19 protein-coding genes are annotated in these 17,545 nt (G+C 68.6%); 9 read left to right on the plus strand and 10 right to left on the minus strand.

Annotation, left to right across the window (positions count from 1 at the left end):
• The first annotated feature begins 29 nt into the window (after positions 1-29).
• Complete coding sequence (locus HDC34_RS02900) at positions 30-512, plus strand: GNAT family N-acetyltransferase (protein ID WP_179555773.1); 483 nt, start codon at positions 30-32, stop codon at positions 510-512.
• Positions 513-726: 214 nt separating this feature from the next.
• Here HDC34_RS02900 and HDC34_RS02905 read toward each other — a convergent pair whose 3' ends face one another.
• Positions 727-1,737 (minus strand): LacI family DNA-binding transcriptional regulator, encoded by a 1,011-nt coding sequence (locus HDC34_RS02905; RefSeq protein WP_179555774.1) that lies wholly within the window; start codon positions 1,735-1,737, stop codon positions 727-729.
• A 257-nt stretch (positions 1,738-1,994) separates the two neighbouring features.
• Between HDC34_RS02905 and rhaI the strand changes: the two genes are divergently transcribed.
• Genes rhaI through HDC34_RS02925 form a run of 4 tightly spaced genes read left to right on the plus strand, consistent with a single transcriptional unit; the run spans position 1,995 to position 8,013 of the window.
• A complete protein-coding gene (gene rhaI, locus HDC34_RS02910; RefSeq protein WP_104254704.1) occupies positions 1,995-3,161 on the plus strand; it encodes an L-rhamnose isomerase in 1,167 nt (388 codons plus the stop codon).
• 58 nt (positions 3,162-3,219) lie between these two features.
• Complete coding sequence (locus HDC34_RS02915) at positions 3,220-5,256, plus strand: bifunctional aldolase/short-chain dehydrogenase (RefSeq protein WP_179555775.1); 2,037 nt, start codon at positions 3,220-3,222, stop codon at positions 5,254-5,256.
• The gene (locus HDC34_RS02920; RefSeq protein WP_179555776.1) at positions 5,253-6,734 is read left to right on the plus strand and encodes a rhamnulokinase family protein; all 1,482 of its coding nucleotides are present in this window, start codon (positions 5,253-5,255) and stop codon (positions 6,732-6,734) included. Before HDC34_RS02915 ends, HDC34_RS02920 begins: the two co-directional genes overlap by 4 nt.
• Before the next feature lie 19 nt (positions 6,735-6,753).
• Positions 6,754-8,013 (plus strand): alpha-hydroxy acid oxidase, encoded by a 1,260-nt coding sequence (locus HDC34_RS02925; protein WP_104310164.1) that lies wholly within the window; start codon positions 6,754-6,756, stop codon positions 8,011-8,013.
• A 298-nt stretch (positions 8,014-8,311) separates the two neighbouring features.
• Here the strand turns inward: HDC34_RS02925 and HDC34_RS02930 are convergent, their stop codons facing one another.
• From HDC34_RS02930 to HDC34_RS02940, 3 genes are read right to left on the minus strand one after another with little or no spacing between them, the layout of a single operon-like run.
• Positions 8,312-9,175 (minus strand): Cof-type HAD-IIB family hydrolase, encoded by an 864-nt coding sequence (locus HDC34_RS02930; RefSeq protein WP_179555777.1) that lies wholly within the window; start codon positions 9,173-9,175, stop codon positions 8,312-8,314.
• 10 nt (positions 9,176-9,185) lie between these two features.
• Positions 9,186-9,398 carry a DUF2945 domain-containing protein gene (locus tag HDC34_RS02935; RefSeq protein WP_179555778.1) on the minus strand — a complete coding sequence of 71 codons (213 nt, stop codon included), beginning with the start codon at positions 9,396-9,398 and terminating at the stop codon, positions 9,186-9,188.
• Complete coding sequence (locus HDC34_RS02940) at positions 9,395-9,655, minus strand: hypothetical protein (RefSeq protein WP_179555779.1); 261 nt, start codon at positions 9,653-9,655, stop codon at positions 9,395-9,397. Before HDC34_RS02940 ends, HDC34_RS02935 begins: the two co-directional genes overlap by 4 nt.
• 94 nt (positions 9,656-9,749) lie before the next feature.
• Between HDC34_RS02940 and HDC34_RS02945 the strand changes: the two genes are divergently transcribed.
• The 3 genes from HDC34_RS02945 to HDC34_RS02955 all read left to right on the plus strand — a co-directional run bounded on the left by HDC34_RS02945 (position 9,750) and on the right by HDC34_RS02955 (position 10,850).
• Positions 9,750-10,094, plus strand: coding sequence for a PadR family transcriptional regulator (locus HDC34_RS02945; protein WP_179555780.1), 345 nt, complete (start codon positions 9,750-9,752; stop codon positions 10,092-10,094).
• Positions 10,091-10,525 (plus strand): hypothetical protein, encoded by a 435-nt coding sequence (locus HDC34_RS02950; RefSeq protein WP_179555781.1) that lies wholly within the window; start codon positions 10,091-10,093, stop codon positions 10,523-10,525. The genes HDC34_RS02945 and HDC34_RS02950 overlap by 4 nt, the downstream gene beginning before the upstream one ends.
• A gap of 76 nt (positions 10,526-10,601) precedes the next feature.
• A complete protein-coding gene (locus tag HDC34_RS02955) occupies positions 10,602-10,850 on the plus strand; it encodes a hypothetical protein (protein WP_104310170.1) in 249 nt (82 codons plus the stop codon).
• Between the two features lie 33 nt (positions 10,851-10,883).
• Here HDC34_RS02955 and HDC34_RS02960 read toward each other — a convergent pair whose 3' ends face one another.
• The 5 genes from HDC34_RS02960 to HDC34_RS02980 all read right to left on the minus strand — a co-directional run bounded on the left by HDC34_RS02960 (position 10,884) and on the right by HDC34_RS02980 (position 16,074).
• The gene (locus HDC34_RS02960) at positions 10,884-11,159 is read right to left on the minus strand and encodes a hypothetical protein (RefSeq protein ID WP_179555782.1); all 276 of its coding nucleotides are present in this window, start codon (positions 11,157-11,159) and stop codon (positions 10,884-10,886) included.
• 77 nt (positions 11,160-11,236) lie between these two features.
• A complete protein-coding gene (locus HDC34_RS02965) occupies positions 11,237-12,259 on the minus strand; it encodes a nitronate monooxygenase family protein (protein ID WP_179555783.1) in 1,023 nt (340 codons plus the stop codon).
• Positions 12,260-12,277: 18 nt separating this feature from the next.
• Positions 12,278-12,913 carry a Type 1 glutamine amidotransferase-like domain-containing protein gene (locus HDC34_RS02970; RefSeq protein WP_179555784.1) on the minus strand — a complete coding sequence of 212 codons (636 nt, stop codon included), beginning with the start codon at positions 12,911-12,913 and terminating at the stop codon, positions 12,278-12,280.
• A gap of 64 nt (positions 12,914-12,977) precedes the next feature.
• On the minus strand, positions 12,978-14,435 hold the full coding sequence (locus HDC34_RS02975; protein ID WP_179555785.1) for an amino acid permease: 1,458 nt from the start codon (positions 14,433-14,435) through the stop codon (positions 12,978-12,980).
• Between the two features lie 91 nt (positions 14,436-14,526).
• Positions 14,527-16,074, minus strand: coding sequence for an aminotransferase class I/II-fold pyridoxal phosphate-dependent enzyme (locus tag HDC34_RS02980; protein WP_179555786.1), 1,548 nt, complete (start codon positions 16,072-16,074; stop codon positions 14,527-14,529).
• A gap of 75 nt (positions 16,075-16,149) precedes the next feature.
• Here HDC34_RS02980 and HDC34_RS02985 point away from each other — a divergent pair, with 75 nt between their 5' ends.
• The gene (locus HDC34_RS02985) at positions 16,150-17,055 is read left to right on the plus strand and encodes a LysR family transcriptional regulator (RefSeq protein ID WP_179555787.1); all 906 of its coding nucleotides are present in this window, start codon (positions 16,150-16,152) and stop codon (positions 17,053-17,055) included.
• Here the strand turns inward: HDC34_RS02985 and HDC34_RS02990 are convergent.
• Positions 17,021-17,533 carry a GNAT family N-acetyltransferase gene (locus HDC34_RS02990; protein WP_179555788.1) on the minus strand — a complete coding sequence of 171 codons (513 nt, stop codon included), beginning with the start codon at positions 17,531-17,533 and terminating at the stop codon, positions 17,021-17,023. The genes HDC34_RS02985 and HDC34_RS02990 overlap by 35 nt on opposite strands.
• Positions 17,534-17,545: the final 12 nt, after the last annotated feature.

A 17,545-nucleotide genomic window follows, 5' to 3' on the forward strand; every position in this document is an offset into this window, starting at 1 on the left:
CGCGGCCTCCGCTTCGCGAAACTCAGCTCATGACGACGACGACCATCACCTTCGCCCCGCTGCAGGATGACGCGGACGCGGCGGCATTCCGCACCCTCAACGAGGAGTGGATCACCACGTTCTTCGCGCTCGAGGACGCCGACCGTGCCGTGCTCGGTGACCCTCAGCGCGCGATCGTCGACCAGGGCGGGACGGTGCTGATCGCACGCGACGGTGAGGCGCGCGTGGGCTGCGTCGCGTTACTGCGGGTCGGCGAGGGCGTCGCTGAGCTGGTCAAGATGGCGGTCGCCCCGGAAGCCCGCGGGGCGGGGATCGGGCGGATGCTCATCACGGCCGCGATCGAGACTGCGCGCGAGCAGGGCCTCACGAAGCTCATGCTCGAGAGCAACCAGTCGCTGGCTCCGGCCGTTCGCCTCTACGAGTCGGTCGGATTCCGACACGTGCCAGCATCGGCGCACGCACCGACGCCATACTCGCGTGCCGACGTCTTCATGGATCTCGACCTGGTCTGAGGGCACAGGCGCCTCTGAGCGTCTGCTGCCTGCCTGCCTGCTGCCTCCGCCCCGGTTGCAAGACCTGGGGCTTGAGCATCCGCACCATCGGATGCGCGTGCGCAACCCCGAGGTCTGCGCGCGGGTTGCCGTTAGGCCTGGGGGTTGTGCATGCCGGGCGGCGCGGGGAGGTGCGCGAACCCCAGGTCTGCAGGAGGTTGAGCGGCGCGGGGCGCTAGACGCGGGGCGTTGTGGACGCGCGGGGCACGAGCTCCGGAGTGAAGCGGATGTGCTCAGGGCTGGCTTTCGGGTCGCGGGCGGAGGCGACGAGCAGGTCCATGGCCTTGGAGCCGATGAGGTGCGCCGGCTGGTGGATGGAGCTGAGGGAGGTCGATGCGAAGGCGGCGAAGTCGATGTCGTCGTAGCCGATGAGGGCGATGTTCTCCGGCACCCTCGCATGGCTGGTCCCCTGCAGGCTCTGGAGGAGGCCGAGCGCGAGCATGTCGTTGGCGGCGAAGACCGCGTCCGGCAGCTCTGCGGCGCCTCGCTCGGCGAGGACGAGCCCCGCGCGCCGACCCTCTGACATGGAGAGCGCATCCGTCGCCAGCACCTCGAGCGTCGCGCCGGCGACCTCGCTCACCGCGTCGCGGGCTCCCTCGAAGCGGTCGGTGACCTGCTGGATCTCCATCGGGCCGCCGACGAACGCGATGCGTCGGTGCTCGGTCTCGAGGAGGTGCTCGACGGCGATGCGGCCGCCCGTTCGGTCGTCGACGGCGACGGATGGGTAGCGTTCGTCGTCGCTCTCGCGGTCCACGAGCACGACCGGCGTCCCGCGCTTGTGCAGGAGCTCGAGCTGGGGCATGTTCGCCGCCATGGGCGTGACGAGCACCCCGAAGACGCGCTGCTCCTCGAAGAGCCCGAGGTGGGTGCGCTCCCGCTCCTCCTGTTCGTCGCTGTTGGCGACGAGCACTGAGAAGCCAAGCTCGGCGGCGCGCTCTTCCGCGCCGCGTGCGACCTCGGTGAAGAAGGGGTTGCGGAGGTCGAGCACGATGAGGCCGACGGTGCGGCTCTCGCCGGCGCGCAGCTGCCTGGCGGCGTCGTTGCGGACGAAGCCGAGCTCCTCGATGGCCGACTGGACGCGCTCGACGGTTGCCTCGGACACCTTCTCGGGGTGGTTCAGGACGTTCGAGACCGTGCCAACGGAGACGCCGGCGAGAGTCGCGACGTCGCGCACGCTGACTGCCATGGGCCTCCTTTGGTGTACTGAGCAGGATAGGCCACGGGTGAGCGCTCCCGGACCTCGTCCTCGGCGCGGCGTCGTGCGTTCGGCGGGCAGTTCTGCCCCGGCGCTGCGACGCGATTGAAACGTTCTTGACTTCGCGGACGCCGCCTCGTAACCTGAACGCACTGAAACGATTCAATACCTGATCGTGTTCCCGGAGCCGTGGACGACGTCGTTCGGCCCGGGGCAGACCCACAACCGACCAATGAAGGCGACGAACCGTGAGCATCCTCTCCGCAGACCAGCTTGCAGCGCTCGAAGGACAGGGCATCGAGCTCCCGTCCTGGGCGTTCGGCAACTCAGGCACCCGATTCAAGGTGTTCCAGACGGCAGGAACGCCGCGCGACCCGTTCGAGAAGATCTCCGACGCGGCCCAGGTCAACAAGTACACCGCGCTCGCCCCCAGTGTGGCCCTGCACATCCCATGGGACGTGGTCGACGACTTCGCCGCCCTCCGCAAGCACGCTGAAGACCTCGGCGTCGAGCTCGGCACCATCAACTCGAACACGTTCCAGGACGACGACTACAAGTTCGGCGCCCTCACGCACGAAGACGCAGCGGTGCGCCGCAAGGCCATCGACCACCACCTGCGTTGCATCGACGTCATGGACGAGACCGGCTCGCGCGACCTGAAGATCTGGCTCGCCGAAGGCTCCAACTACCCCGGCCAGGCCGACCTGCGCGGCCGCCAGGACCGCCTGCACGACTCGCTGCAGGAGATCTACGCCCGCATCGGCGACCACCAGCGCCTCGTGCTCGAGTACAAGTTCTTCGAGCCGGCGTTCTACCACACGGATGTTCCGGACTGGGGAACGAGCTACGTGCAGGTCGCGGCCCTCGGCGAGAAGGCCATGGTCTGCCTCGACACCGGCCACCACGCGCCTGGCACGAACATCGAGTTCATCGTCATGCAGCTGCTGCGCCTCGGCCGCCTCGGCTCGTTCGACTTCAACTCGCGCTTCTACGCCGACGACGACCTCATCGTCGGCTCGGCAGACCCGTTCCAGCTGTTCCGCATCCTCGCCGAGGTCATCCGCGGCGGCGGGCTGAACAACCCGGACGTGGCCTTCATGCTCGACCAGTGCCACAACGTCGAGTCGAAGATTCAGGGCCAGATGCGCTCTGTCCTCAACGTGCAGGAGATGACGGCGCGCGCGCTGCTCATCGACAAGGACGCCCTCACGGCGGCCCAGAAGTCGGGCGACGTGCTCGTCGCGCACGAGGTCTACATGGATGCGTTCTCGACGGATGTGCGTCCCGCCCTCGCCGAGTGGCGCGAGTCGCGCGGCCTGCCCGCGAACCCGCTCGCCGCGTTCCGCGCATCCGGTTACGAGCAGCAGGTCGCCGAGGAGCGCGTCGGCGGCGTCCAGGCCAGCTGGGGCGCGTAAGCGCCACCGCGCCGACCAGCCCCCGACTTCACGACCTCAGAGCTTCGAAGGAACTGACATGACGAACCCAGCAGCAGCCGATCTCATCTCGCGCAGCAACCGCCTCGGGAAAGACCCGAAGAACACGAACTACGCGGGTGGCAACACGTCCGCGAAGGGCACCGAGACCGACCCCGTGACGGGTGAGCCCGTCGAGCTCCTCTGGGTGAAGGGCTCCGGGGGAGACCTCGGCACGCTCACCGAGCAGGGCCTCGCCGTGCTGCGCCTCGACCGCTTCCGTGCGCTCACGAACGTCTACCCGGGCGTCGAGCGCGAGGACGAGATGGTCGCGGCCTTCGACTTCTGCCTCCACGGCAAGGGCGGTGCGGCCCCGTCGATCGACACAGCCATGCACGGCCTCGTGGATGCGGCGCACGTCGACCACCTGCACCCCGACTCCGGCATCGCGATCGCCACGGCCGCCGACGGCGAGGAGCTGACGGCGAAGATCTTCGGCGACAAGGTCGTCTGGGTGCCCTGGCGTCGCCCCGGTTTCCAGCTGGGCCTCGACATCGCGAACATCAAGGACGAGAACCCGCAGGCCATCGGCTGCATCCTCGGCGGCCACGGCATCACGGCCTGGGGTGACACATCGGAGGAATCGGAGCGCAACTCGCTCTGGATCATCGACACTGCAGCGGCATACATCGATGCACACGGCAAAGCCGACCCGTTCGGCGGCGTCGTGAGCGGCTTCGAGGCGCTCCCCGCAGACGAGCGTCGCGCTCGTGCGGCGGCACTTGCACCCTCGATCCGCGCCGTCGCGTCGCACGACGCCCCGATGATCGGGCATTTCACCGACGACGAGCGGGTGCTCGACTTCCTCGCGAGCGAGAAGCTCGCCGAGCTCGCCGCCCTCGGCACGAGCTGCCCCGATCACTTCCTGCGCACCAAGGTCAAGCCGCTCGTGCTCGACCTGCCGACCACGGCATCCGTCGAAGAGCAGCTCGCCCGCCTCGAAGAGCTGCACTCGGCGTACCGCGCCGACTACAAGGCCTACTACGACAAGTTCGCGACGGCCGAGTCGCCCGCCATCCGCGGCGCCGACCCGCTCATCGTGCTCGTCCCGGGCGTCGGCATGTTCTCGTATGGCAAGAACAAGCAGACCGCACGCGTCGCCGGTGAGTTCTACTTGAACGCGATCAACGTGATGCGCGGCGCCGAGGCGCTCTCGAGCTACTCCCCGATCTCGGACGAGGAGAAGTTCCGCATCGAGTACTGGGCACTCGAGGAGGCGAAGTTGCAGCGCATGCCGAAGCCGAAGACGCACCAGGGGCGCATCGCGTTCGTCACTGGCGCCGCATCCGGTATCGGCAAGGCCATCGCTACCCGTCTCGCGGCAGAGGGCGCGTGCGTCGTCGTCGCCGACCTCGACCTCGAGAAGGCGCAGGCCGCAGCGGCTGAGCTCGGAAACACCGACGTCGCGATCGGCGTCGCGGCGAACGTCGCGGACGCAGCCGGCGTGCAGGCCGCCATCGACGCGACCCTCCTCGCGTTCGGCGGCATCGACCTCGTCGTCAACAACGCCGGCCTCTCGCTCTCGAAGCCGCTGCTCGAGACGACCGAGAAGGACTGGGACCTGCAGCACGACGTCATGGCGAAGGGCTCCTTCCTCGTGTCGAAGGCCGCCGCCAAGGCACTCATCGAGCAGAAGCTCGGCGGCGACGTCATCTACATCTCCTCGAAGAACTCCGTCTTCGCCGGCCCGAACAACATCGCCTACTCGGCGACGAAGGCCGACCAGGCCCACCAGGTCCGCCTCCTCGCGGTCGAACTCGGCGAGCACGGCATCCGCGTCAACGGCATCAACCCCGACGGCGTCGTGCGCGGCTCCGGCATCTTCGCGGCAGGCTGGGGCGCCAACCGCGCCGCGACCTACGGCGTGAAGGAAGAAGACCTCGGCCAGTACTACGCGAACCGCACCATCCTCAAGCGCGAGGTCGTGCCCGAGAACGTCGCCGACGCGGTGTACGTGCTCACGGGCCCGGAGCTCACGCGCACGACCGGCCTGCACATCCCCGTCGACTCGGGCGTCGCGGCGGCCTTCCTGCGATGACCGAGTCTGCTGCGAAGGGGACGGCTGCCGGCGGCCGCGGTGGGGCGGATGCGCCTCGCACGGTCGCGGCGGTCGACCTCGGCGCCACGAGCGGTCGTGTCATCACGGGCACGATCACGGATGGCGTGCTCACAATGCGTCACGAGGCGCGCTTCCCGAACAACCCGGTGCGCACCCGCGATGGGCTGCACTGGAACCTCCTCGGCCTGTACCAGCACGTCCTCGACGGGCTGGCGGCGGCGGAGCGGGATGCGCCCGGCCAGATCGCGAGCATCGGCATCGACTCGTGGGCCGTCGACTACGCGCTGCTGCGCGACGGTCGTGTCCTCGGTGTTCCGTACGCGTACCGCGACGAGCGGACCGCGCGCGGCGTCGAGGCCGTGCACGCCATCGTGTCGCCGGAGGAGCTCTACCGCCGCAACGGCCTCCAGCACCTGCCGTTCAACACGGTCTTCCAGCTGGCCACCGACGGCGAGCTGCTCGAGCTCGCCGAGCAGATGCTGCTCCTGCCCGACCTGCTCGCCTACTGGCTGACGGGCGCGCAGGTCGCGGAGCGCACCAACGCCTCCACGACCGGTCTGCTCCGCGCCGACACTCGCGAGTGGGATGCGGAGCTCGCAGAGCAGGTCGGCGTGCCCGCGCGCATCCTGCCGCACCTCGTCGACCCGGGCGCCGTGCTCGGCTCGCTCAAGGGTGAGGCCGCTCGGGTTGTCGGACGCGACATCGACGTGGTCGCGGTCGGCTCCCACGACACCGCCTCCGCGATCGTCGCCATCCCCAACACGGGCCGCGACTTCGCCTACGTCTCGTGCGGCACGTGGGGACTCGTCGGCCTCGAGCTCGACGAGGCCGTCGTCACCGACGCCGCCCGCGAGGCGAACTTCACGAACGAGGGCGGCGTCGACGGCCGCGTGCGCTTCCTGCACAACGTCATGGGCCTGTGGCTGCTGTCCGAATCGCAGCGCCACTGGGAGCCCGCGTCGACGGATGCGCAGCGCTCGAGCACCCTCCAGCAGCTGCTCGCAGACGCGGCGCAGGTCGCCGGCGACGTGCCGATCTTCGACGTCAACGACCCCGTCTTCATGGCGCCGGGCGACATCCCCGGACGCATCACCGCCTGGCTCACCGAGCGTGGCCTCGAAGCGCCGACGACGCCCGCCGGCATCGTCCGCTCGATCGTCGAGAGCCTCGCGCAGGCCTTCGCCGACGCCGTCGCGACGGCGTCGAACCTCGCCGAGCATCCGGTGAGCGCCATCCACATCGTCGGCGGAGGGTCGCAGAACACGCTCCTCTGCCAGGTGACGGCCGACCGCTCGGGCCTGCCCGTGCTCGCCGGCCCCGTCGAGGCGACCGCCATGGGTAACCTGCTGGTGCAGGCACGCGCACACGGCTGGGTTCCCGACAGCCTCGCCGAGATCCGATCCATCGTCGCGAGATCGACGCAGATCATCCGCTACGACCCGAAGCACACCCGATAGAAGCGAAGGCAGCTGCCCCATGGTGAAACGTCAAGCCCCCAAGCCCCTTGAGCTGCTCGAGCTCATGCAGTTCAAGAAGCCCGACCTCAACGGTCGCCGCCGTCGCCTCAACTCGGCGCTGACGATCGAGGACCTGCGCCGCATCGCGAAGCGCCGCACCCCGAAGGCGGCCTTCGACTACACCGACGGCGCCGCCGAGGGCGAGCTGTCGCTGCGCCGCGCGCGCACCGCGTTCCGCGACGTGGAGTTCAACCCGTCGGTGCTGCGCGACGTCGCGAACGTCGACACGTCCAGCACGGTCCTCGGCGGGCCGATGGCGATGCCGTTCGCGATCGCCCCGACCGGGTTCACGCGACTCATGCAGACCGAGGGCGAGACGGCCGGAGCCGGTGCGGCCGCGGCCGCGGGCATCCCGTTCACGCTGTCGACGCTCGGAACGACGACCATCGAAGAGGTCGCGAAGGTCAACCCGAACGGCCGCAACTGGTTCCAGCTGTACGTCATGAAGGACCGCTCGATCTCCTACGGCCTCGTCGAGCGTGCCGCGAAGGCGGGCTTCGACACGCTGCACTTCACGGTCGACACCCCCGTCGCGGGCGCCCGCCTGCGCGACAAGCGCAACGGCTTCTCCATCCCGCCGCAGCTGACGGTCGGCACGATCATCAACGCCATCCCGCGCCCCTGGTGGTGGATCGACTTCCTCACCACCCCGAAGCTCGAGTTCGCGTCGCTCGCGACGACGGGCGGCACGGTCGGCGAGCTGCTCGACTCGGCCATGGATCCGACGATCAACTTCGAGGACCTCAAGGTCATCCGCGAGATGTGGCCGGGCAAGATCGTCATCAAGGGCGTGCAGAACCTCGAGGACTCGAAGACGTTCGCCGACCTCGGCGTCGACGGCATCGTCCTCTCCAACCACGGCGGGCGGCAGCTGGATCGGGCTCCGATCCCCTTCCACCTGCTCCCCGCCGTCGCACGCGAGGTCGGCAAGGACCTCGAGATCGGCGTCGACACCGGCATCATGAACGGCGCCGACATCGTCGCGTCGGTCGCGCTCGGCGCGAACTTCACGATGATCGGCCGCGCCTACCTGTACGGCCTCATGGCCGGCGGACGCGAGGGCGTCGACCGCACCATCGCGATCCTCTCCGACGAGATCATCCGCACCATGAAGCTCCTCGGCGCGCACACGCTCGAAGAGCTCAACCCGTCGCACGTCACGCAGCTCAAGCGCTACGTGCCGACGTCGTTCATCGAGGCGGCACCCGACCGCGCGTAGTTTCGGACGCTTCGCTGACCGGCGGATGCGCCCGCCGATCGCGGAACGTTGTGGCACTGTGCTGCTCCCGCTCCGGGGAACAGCACAGTGCCACAACTGCTTTGGGCTGGGCTGGCCGCCGGGCTGGCTCGGTTCCAGCCGGTCAGATTGATGGGTTTTCGCGACTGGTGATGGGAAAATACCCACCACCAGTCGGCGTAACCCATCACGCTGGTCCGGCGGAACCCATCACCGGTTGGCAAAACCCATCAGAGTCGAAACTGCGTTGCGCGACGCTAGGTGGAGGTCGCTTCGACACCTATCCCTTCGCGTCCAGCAGCGCGCTCACGACGGTGAGCACACCCTGCTCCTGGTTGGAGGGCGCGAGGTACCGCGCTAGCTCCTTCACCTCTGGATGCGCGCCCGCCATCGCGTAGGAGCGGTCGGCCTCGCGGAACATCTCGACGTCGTTGAAGAAGTCACCGAACACTGCCGTCTGCGCGGCGGTCACGCCGAGGCGCTCCTGCAGCTGCCGAACCGCCCTGCCCTTGTTGGCCTCTGGCGGCATGATGTCCATCCAGTGGTGGCCGGAGACGACGACTCGGTGGGATTCGCGGAGCTCGTCGACCTCGGTGGCGGCGCCCGTCTCGACCTCAGCGAAGTCGTAGACGGCGATCTTCACGTACTCGTCGTCCGTGTCGAGCACGTCGTCGACGACGGTGAGCGCCTCGTAGTAGTTGCGGGCCTCGGCGATGAACTCGTCGTCGCCGCGTTCGATGTACGCGGACTTCTTGCCGCACAGCACGAAGCCGAGGTCGTGGCCACTTGCGGCGAGGCCCCGCAGGAGCGCGATCGCGCGCGCGATGAACGCGGTCTCGAGCGTTAGCGAGCTGACCTCCGCTCCATCCCGCACCACGAAGGTGCCGTTCTCGGCGATGAACGACATGCCCTCCGAGTCACGCTCGAAGAGCTTCGCGAGCGTCGCGTACTGGCGGCCGCTCGCTGGCGTGAACTCGACGCCTGCCTCGCGCATCCGCGTCAGCAGCGCCCAGAACTCGTCGGGAACGGTGTGGTCGTCGAGGAGCAGCGTGCCGTCCATGTCGGCGACCACCAGCCGCACGTCGTTGCCGTCGAGCGACGTCTCGTAGTGGCGATCGGCGGTCTCGAGAACGGTGTCTGCCATGCGGGCAAGCCTACGAGAGCTTGCGGAGCGCTGACCCCTTGTGCGCGGCCTTCGCCCCAGTCTTCTCCGACTCGATGAGGTATGCGGGCTCGTCCGTCGATGCGGTGAACTTCTGCCCGTCGAACTGGAAGTCCGTGGTCTTCTTCTCGATGATCTTGCCCTGCGTGCGCCCCTGCGACGTGTTCCAGCTCACGCGGTCGCCGTTGCTGAAGTCTGCGGTCATGGTGTCTCCTCGCTGCTGCTGCTGCTGCTGCTGCTGCTGCTGTCGCTGCTGTCGTTGCCGTCGGTTTCGTTCGGGCCGTCAGAGTGTGGATCGGTTCGTGTGCTCGGGTTCGGCTTGCGGTACGCGATGATGGCGAACACCACGCCGAGCGCGAACCAGACGATCCAGATGCTGCCGTCGTTGCCAAGATCTATGAGCGCGACGATGAAGAACGCGAGCGCCACCCACGCGTATGTGTTCAGCAGCAGCTTCCTCATGTGCGCATCCTGCCCGTCCGTGCTGGACGTGGAATGGATGCGCCGCGAAGCGGACTAGATGCGAATGCGCACTAGTCCGTGCAATGATCTAGTCATGACTTCGACTGACTGGCCGGGCGAGTGGGTGCGAGCTGCCCTGCCCGGAGCGGTGCTCGCACTCGTGAGCGAAGAGGACGCCTACGGGTACCTCATCGCGCAGCGACTCGCGACGGCAGGGTTCGGGACGATCAAGGGCAGCACCCTGTATCCGCTGCTGGCTCGCCTCGAGCAGGACGGTGTCCTCGCCTCGACGTGGCAGGACGGTTCCGGGGGGCCGGGGCGCAAGTACTACTCGATCACCGATGCTGGCCGGCACCGACTCCAGGAGCACCGACGCTTCTGGCAGGACTTCACGACGACGACGGCGGCGGTTCTCGCCGAGAAGAGGAACACGAGATGAGCAGCGGACAGCTGGACGACTACGGTGATCAACTGACCGACGAGCTCGAACTTCGCGACGTCCCGATCGATGCCATCGAGCGCATCGTTCGGGAGGTGCGGAGTCACACGGCGGAATCCGGGGAGGACCCGCTGGATTCGTTCGGGACACCTCAGCAGTACGCGGACCATTTCGCGCCGCGGACCTGGACGCGCAGGGCTCTCTGGTGGATCGTCGCGCTCGCGGGGCTGCTGGGGGCGGGGGCCGGGTTCCTCATCCTCAGCGGGATCTTCGGTCTGTTCGATTCCTCGGCTCAGCTGTGGGGGCTGCCTCCTGGCGTCCGCCTCGGGGGCGGGGTGCTGTGCCTGGCGGGGTTCATCGGTTTGCTGGTCTGGATGGCGATGGGATCGCGCCGCCGCTCCGCGACGTGGCGGGTGCAGGAGTCGACCTGACGCCGCTTCGGCGAGCGACTCTGCCCTCCGGGTGCAGACTCACATTCGGTTCGGGTGAGAGTGCGAGACTGCCGCCATGACTGAGCAGACTCCCCACCACGTGACACTCGATCTGACCGACGAGGGACGCCACGCGGTCCTCATCGCCGCTCTTCAGGAGTACGCCGACGCCGCCCTCGACAGCGTTGAGCGCGACGAGAGCACGACTGCCGAGCGCGATCACTTCCAGATCATTGCGACCACCGCTCAAGGGCTCGTCGACGAGATCATGGCTGCTGGCGGACATGCTGTTCCGGTCGCGGCCCCGGATCTGTCATCGAGCTGACTCCACGCTCGCCCTACCGGCGACGACCTCCGATCACAGCTCGGGGGCACCTGAGCCGTAGCCGGTCTCGCGCTCGCGGGCTTCCCGGGCGTCATTCTCCAATTCCTGCTGGCGCCTCTCCTTGCGGCCGCTGGAGTAGCTGGAGAAGCCGACAATCGTGACGCACACTCCGGTGGCCACGTTCAGCCAGCTGGCGTTGCCCGTCGCCAGGAGCACTGCCGAGACGATCGTGAACGCCGCGCCCGTTATGAGCAGGACCAGCCCGAAGGTTCCGGCGTTCCGCTTGCTCTCATTGCGCATGGACTGCATGGACGGCACTGTAGCGGTCTCTCCCTCATGCTCGGGTTCTCGGTCGGGGTGCTGCCGCCCGGTTGAGGGGCACCGTCTCAAGGCTCCAGGGCATCCAGGATCGCGACGATCGGGCCTTCCTCGGCGTCGCGCCACCCTTGTCCTGCCCAGAGGTTGACGAGCGTGCTGTCACCCGCGGCCGTCGCGTTCGCCCGCATCGCGCGGGTCAGATGGTGGAGAGCTGGATACCCGACGGGCGCATCCGCGTGGCTTTCGACGAAGGCGTTCACGAGCGCCCGTGCGGGGCGGCCGGTGAAGGCACGCGTGAGGGTCGTCTCGGTGTAGCGGTCATCCGCGAGTGCCGCCTTGTGCGTCGCGGACGCTCCGCTCTCGTCGGACCGGAGCACCGCGGTTCCGACCGCGGCCAGGTCTGCGCCCGCGTCGAGGACCTCGCGCACCCGGTCGCGACGAGTGATACCACCCGATGCGATCAGCGGCAGGTCCGTGACCGTGCGCACGCGCTCGACGAGCGTCGCGAGCGGGACGTTCTCCGGGAAGGTGTCCGCATCCCAGACGCCGCTGTGACCGCCGGCGTCGTACCCCTGAACGGTGAGGGCATCGGCGCCGGCTGCTGCAGCCCGTCGCGCCTCGTCGACGGACGTCACCGTCTGGATCGTGAGGATCCCAGCGGTCTTCAGCCTCCGGAACACGTCCGGTGAGGGGAGCCCGAACGTGAAGCTCACCACCGGGGTTCGACTGCGGATGAGAGCATCCAGCTTCTCCGCCCATTCGTCGTCGTCTTCCAGCCTGGGCGCCATGGTCGCGGCGTCGTCGTGCGTGGACGCGTGCTGCCGGATGCGCTCCCAGTACGCGGCGTACCCCGCTTCGTCGATGGGGTGTGGGTTGGGGACGAAGAGATTGACACCGAACACCGGCACCCCTGCCTCGGTCACCTCAGCGATCTGCGCCTCCAGGGCCGCCGTTGTCTTGTACCCGCCAGCGAGCTGCGCGAAGTGTCCTGCTCTTGCGGCCGCGATGACGAGGGCGGGGGAGCTCGGGCCGCCAGCCATGGGCGCGACGGCGATGCGCTTGAACGTGTCCAGGGGCGAGGGGAGGGGCATTGTCGAACCTTTCCGTGATCACCCCGTGCAGGGTGACTCGATCACTTTCGCACCAGTTCCAGTGGCGACGAGCGCCTGGTCATCGGCGAGGGGGAGCAGCGGGTAGTCGGGGCCGTAGGCGTCCACGGTTCTGCGGATCAGCTCCGGCGGGTAGGGCGGCAGCTGCCCGTCCGCGTGCGGGATGACCGTCTGCTCCACCAAGCCGAGGCCGGCGAGATCCGTGAGCGTCGGCCCATCCGCAGGATCATCCATCAGCGACGCAGGCGTGACGTCGGGCCCCGCGATGATCGACCCGGCGCTGGAGCCGACGTAGGGGAGCCCCGCTCGCACGAACCTGACCAAGGGCTCGTCGCAGCCGGAAACGCGCAGCCCCTCGAGGAGCGCGAAGGTGCTCCCGCTGGCCACGTACACCGCATCCAGCCCTTCCAGCACGCGCTCGAACTCGGTCGGGTCCAAGTCGCGAACGGTGATCCGGACGATCTCATGGCCGAGCTTCGCCACCGAATCGCGTTCCGCTCGCACGAACGGAGCCTCCGCGAACGCCGCCTGAGCGTCGTCGATGTAGCCGAGGCGGAGCGGAGCTGCCCCACCAGTCGAGTCGGCGAGGAAGGGTGCCAGCGCACCCGTGCAGCGAGAAAGCAGCAGGATGTTCACGCCGGGAACGGTACCAGCCACCCCCGACAACGGCGCCGACCCGGTGTCCGCGACACGGGCCGCGCTACTCGTCCTCGTCGAGCGGATGCGCGATGGTCGGGATCGGGGCCGTGAGCGGTCGCCCTTCCCGCTGCAGCTTCCGTTTCTGCAGCTGCCAGAGCACGGCGAGGATGAGGAACCAGACGGGGGCTGCGAGGAACGGCAGGCGCGTGTCGTCGCCGTAGATGAGCGTGCCGGCGATGAAGACGAAGAACGCGAGCACGAGCCACGGGGCGACGCGGGCCAGCGGCATCTTGAACTTCGACGCGCGGTGCTTCTCGGGGTAGCGCCGCAGGTACACGATGTAGCTCACGACGATGGAGCCCCACGTGAAGAGGATGAGGGTCGCGCACATCGACGAGACGAACGTGAAGGCGGCGATGACCTCGTCGCCGGCGAAGAGCAGCGGGATGGCGGAGAAGAGGAAGACGCAGGTGAAGAAGACGGCCTTCGTCGGCACGCCCTGCCTGCTGGTCATCGCGAACCCCTTCGGGGCGTGACCGTCCTTCGAGAGCCCGAAGAGCATCCGGGTGCCCGAGTACAGGCCGGAGTTGGCGCTCGACGCGGCCGAGCTGAGCACGACGAGCTGGATCGCGAACGCCGCGAGGCCGAAGCCGGCGATCGCGAGCGTCGACACGAAGGGGCTCTTGCCCGGCTCGATCTTGTCCCACGGCGTGACGCTCATGATGACGATGAGGGCGCCGACGTAGAAGATGAGGATGCGTGCGACGATCGAGTTGATGGCCTTCGGCAGCGTCTTGCGGGGGTTCTCGGTCTCGGCGGCGGCAGTGCCGACGAGCTCGACCCCGATGAACGAGAAGATGCCCATCTGGAAGCCGAGCACGAACCCGCTCGCGCCCATCGGGAACATCCCGCCATGCTCCCAGAGGTTCCAGAGGGTCGCGGTGTCGCCGTCGGGGCTCTGGAATCGGGTGAGGATGAGCACGATGCCCACGGCGATGAGGCCCAGGATGGCGACGATCTTGATGATCGCGAACCAGAACTCGGTCTCACCGAACCACTTCACGGGCTGCAGGTTCAGGACCGTCAGCACGACAACCGCGATGAGGGCGGGCAGCCAGCTCGGGATGTCGGCGTTGAACCACTGCACGTACGCGGTGATGGCGACGATGTCGGCGACGCACGCGATGACCCACGAGAACCAGTAGTTCCAGGAGACGAAGAACCCGGCCCACGGGCCGAGCATGTCCTTCGCGATGTCGCCGAAGGTCTTGTAGTGGAGGTTCGAGAGCAGCAGCTCTCCGAGGGCGCGCATGATGAAGAAGACGAAGAACCCGATCACCATGTAGACGAAGATGATCGACGGCCCGGAGACGCTGATGAGCTTGCCGGAGCCGAGGAAGAGCCCCGTCCCGATGGCGCCGCCGATGGCGATGAGCTGCAGGTGGCGGTTCTTGAGGCCGCGCTGCATCTCGCCCTGCGGCGGTTTCGTGGCGGTTGTCGCGCTGGTTGTCGTGGACATGACACTCCCTTGTGCTGATGCCTTGATGCTGAAGTTGACTGCTGAGGTTGACGGCGGATCGAGGTCTGGCGGCCGCGCCACGGCCGCAGGGTCAGGCGACCACGCGGAACGTGCTGAGCTCTGCGTCGTTCGCGCCGCGGACGTACCCGGAGGGGGCGGCTCCCGTGTGCCGGAGGAAGTCGACGACCTCCTGGCTGAGGACCTCGCCGGGCAGCACGTTCGGCACACCTGGCGGGTAGGCGGCGAGGGAGTCCGCGGAGATGCGGCCGACCGCCTCCGTGTACGGCACCGTCTCGACGGGGCTGAAGAACGCGTCCGAGAGGCCCATGGCGCGCTCGCAGCTCGCGGGCAGCGAGACCGGGCGAACGGGCTCGACCTCCGCCTCCGGCAGCGCCTGCAGCGCACCCCACAGCCGCTCGACATCGACCCGCGCCGTCGCGCCGACGAGCACGAGCAGAGCTGACGGGGTCGACAGCTCGCAGTACACGCGGTGGTCGCGCAGCAGCTGGTAGTGCGCATCCGTGCCCGTGATGCCGGCGCCGCGCGTGTCGATGGCGATCTTGAAGGGGTCGTTCGCGATCGCATCCGGGCTCGCGAGGATGTCGGGTGTCGCGTCACGATAGCGGCGGTCGTCGTGCACGAGCCCGCGGATGCGCCGGGCGGCGGCGAGGGCCGCTTCGACCGCATCCGGCCGAGTCACCAGGTGCCTTCTCGCCTCGTCGAGCGAGGCGAGAAGGAGGGCGCTGCAACTCGTTGACTGGTACGAGCGCACGACCCGGTCGACGAGCGACTCGATGCGCCGCGCCTGCGGTCCGTGCCCGAGCTGCAGCATCGCCGACTGCGTGAGCGAGCCCGCCCCCTTGTGGGTGCTGGAGATGACGAGGTCGGCGCCGAGCCGCACCGCGTTGGTGGGCAGCTCCGCGTGCATCCCGAAGTGCGAGCCCCACGCCTCGTCGACGATGAGCGGCACCCCGTGCCCGTGCGCGACGCCGGCGATCGCGGCCACGTCGGCGACGGCGCCGAAGTAGCTCGGGGTGACGATGTAGACGGCCGCAGACTGGGGATGCTCGGCGAGGGTCGCAGCGACCTGCGCCGCGGTCACGCCGTGGGCCGCCCCCAGCCCGGAATCGACGGCCCCGTGCACGAAGTTGGGCGTCAGGCTGGTGTGGGTGATGCCGTCGATGACGCTCGAGTGCACGCTGCGCTGCACCGCGAACTCTGTGCCGAGGCCGCGCACGACGGTCGTCGCGACGTGGTTGCCGCCCGATGCGCCGTTGGTCGTGAACCAGACGCGGCTCGCACCCCACGCATCCGCGGCGAGATCTTGCGCCCGCATGAGCGGGGTGACGCGGCCCGGCGTCGTGAGGCGCCACGTCTTCTGATCGACGCCGCTGAACAGCATGGGGAAATCGAGCGAGAGCGCGTCTGCGCCCACGAGGCTCGCCACGCCAGGTGCGTTCACGGCCTTCGCGTGGTGGGCTGGCACGTGCATCCGCTGCCAGTCGTGGGAGGCGAGGGAGCGGAGTGCGTCGGCGTACGGGGTCTCGAACTGCGCTCGCGGGATGTGCCGGTCGGCTGTGGTCGTGGTGTCGTCGTCCTGAGCAACGCTGCTCGCGACGGGTGCGTGGAGGATGGACATGGGTTCAGGCTAGGAACGAAGTCACGACGGCGATATAGCAGGATCCTGCCGCCAGTGACATACGGTCTATGTGTGATGAACCTCCAGCAGTTTCGGGTGCTCCTCGCCGTGCAGGAGCACGGGAGCCTGACGGGAGCGGCGAAGGCGCTGCAGTACGGGGTGCCGACGGTGACGCACCACCTGCGAAGCCTCGAGTCGCACCTCGGCGCCCGGCTCGTCGTGCGCGGACGGCGCGGCACGTCCCTGACCCCGCTCGGGGAGTCGTTCGCCGCCGACATCGCGCAGGCGGTCGCGCGCATCGACCGGGCGGAGCAGGCGGTCGCCGACCAGCGCGACGCCGGCGTCGTCACCCTGCGGGTCGGCACGTTCGCGTCGATGGGGTCGCGCCTGCTGCCCGCCGCGATCGCCGCCCTGCAGAAACGCACGTCGGTGCGCGTCGAGGTCGTCGAGGGGGAGCCGACCGAGGTCGTGCGGATGCTGAGGAGCGGCGAGGTGCACGCGGGGCTCATCTTCGACGTGTCCGTCGAGCCCGCGTTCGTCGTCCCCGATCTCGTGCTGCAGCGGCTGCTCACGGAGCCGTACCGCGTCATGGTGGCGCGCGACAGCGAGTGGGCGGCGCGGGAAAGCATCGACTTCGCCGACCTGCGGGAGGTGCCGTGGGTGTTCAGCCGCAGCAACGACGAAGCATCCGACCGCGTGCTTCGCCGTGTCGGCCAGTCGCTCGGCTACCCCGTTCGCGAGCTGATGCGCACCGACGACCTCTACATGATCCATGGCCTCGTCGCCGAAGGGCTCGGCTTCGCGCTCTCGACGGATGCCGCCATCGACCCCGACTTCGACGTCGTGCTGCGCCCCGCCGTGCAGGACCTGGGGGAGCGGCACGTGTCGTTTGTCACCCGCCGGGGATCCGTGCCGAAAGCTGCGGGCTGGCTCGCGGAGATCCTGCTCAGCGGCCGAGCGCCTGCAGCGGATCGCCCGTGAGCCGGAACGTGTCCCACTCATCCATCGGGAACGCCCCGAGGCTCCTGTAGAACCCGATCGACGGCTCATTCCACTTCAGCACCGACCACTCGAGGCGCCGGTACCCCTTCGCGACGCACTCCTGCGCGAGCGAGCTGAGCAGCGCCTTCCCGATGCCCCCACCGCGCGAATCCTCCCGCACGTAGAGGTCCTCCAGCCAGATGCCGTGCTCACCCTCCCACGTCGAGTAGCTCAGGAACCAGAGGGCCATGCCGTCGAGGCGCGCGGGGTCGGTGCCGGCCCTGGCCCCTGTCTCGTGCGGCGCTTCCGCGACCGTCGCGAAGACCGCCGGTTTCTCGCCGAAGAAGCTCCGATGGAGCTGCTCCTCGGTGGTCTTGACCGCGTCCGGTTCGCGCTCGTAGATCGCGAGCCCGTGGATGAGGTCCAGGATCTGCGGGACGTCGGCGGGGGAGGCGGGGCGGATGAGCGGCTCGGTCACGGCACGACGCTA

Source organism: Pseudoclavibacter sp. JAI123, assembly GCF_013409665.1.
Taxonomy (GTDB): Bacteria; Actinomycetota; Actinomycetes; order Actinomycetales; family Microbacteriaceae; genus Pseudoclavibacter.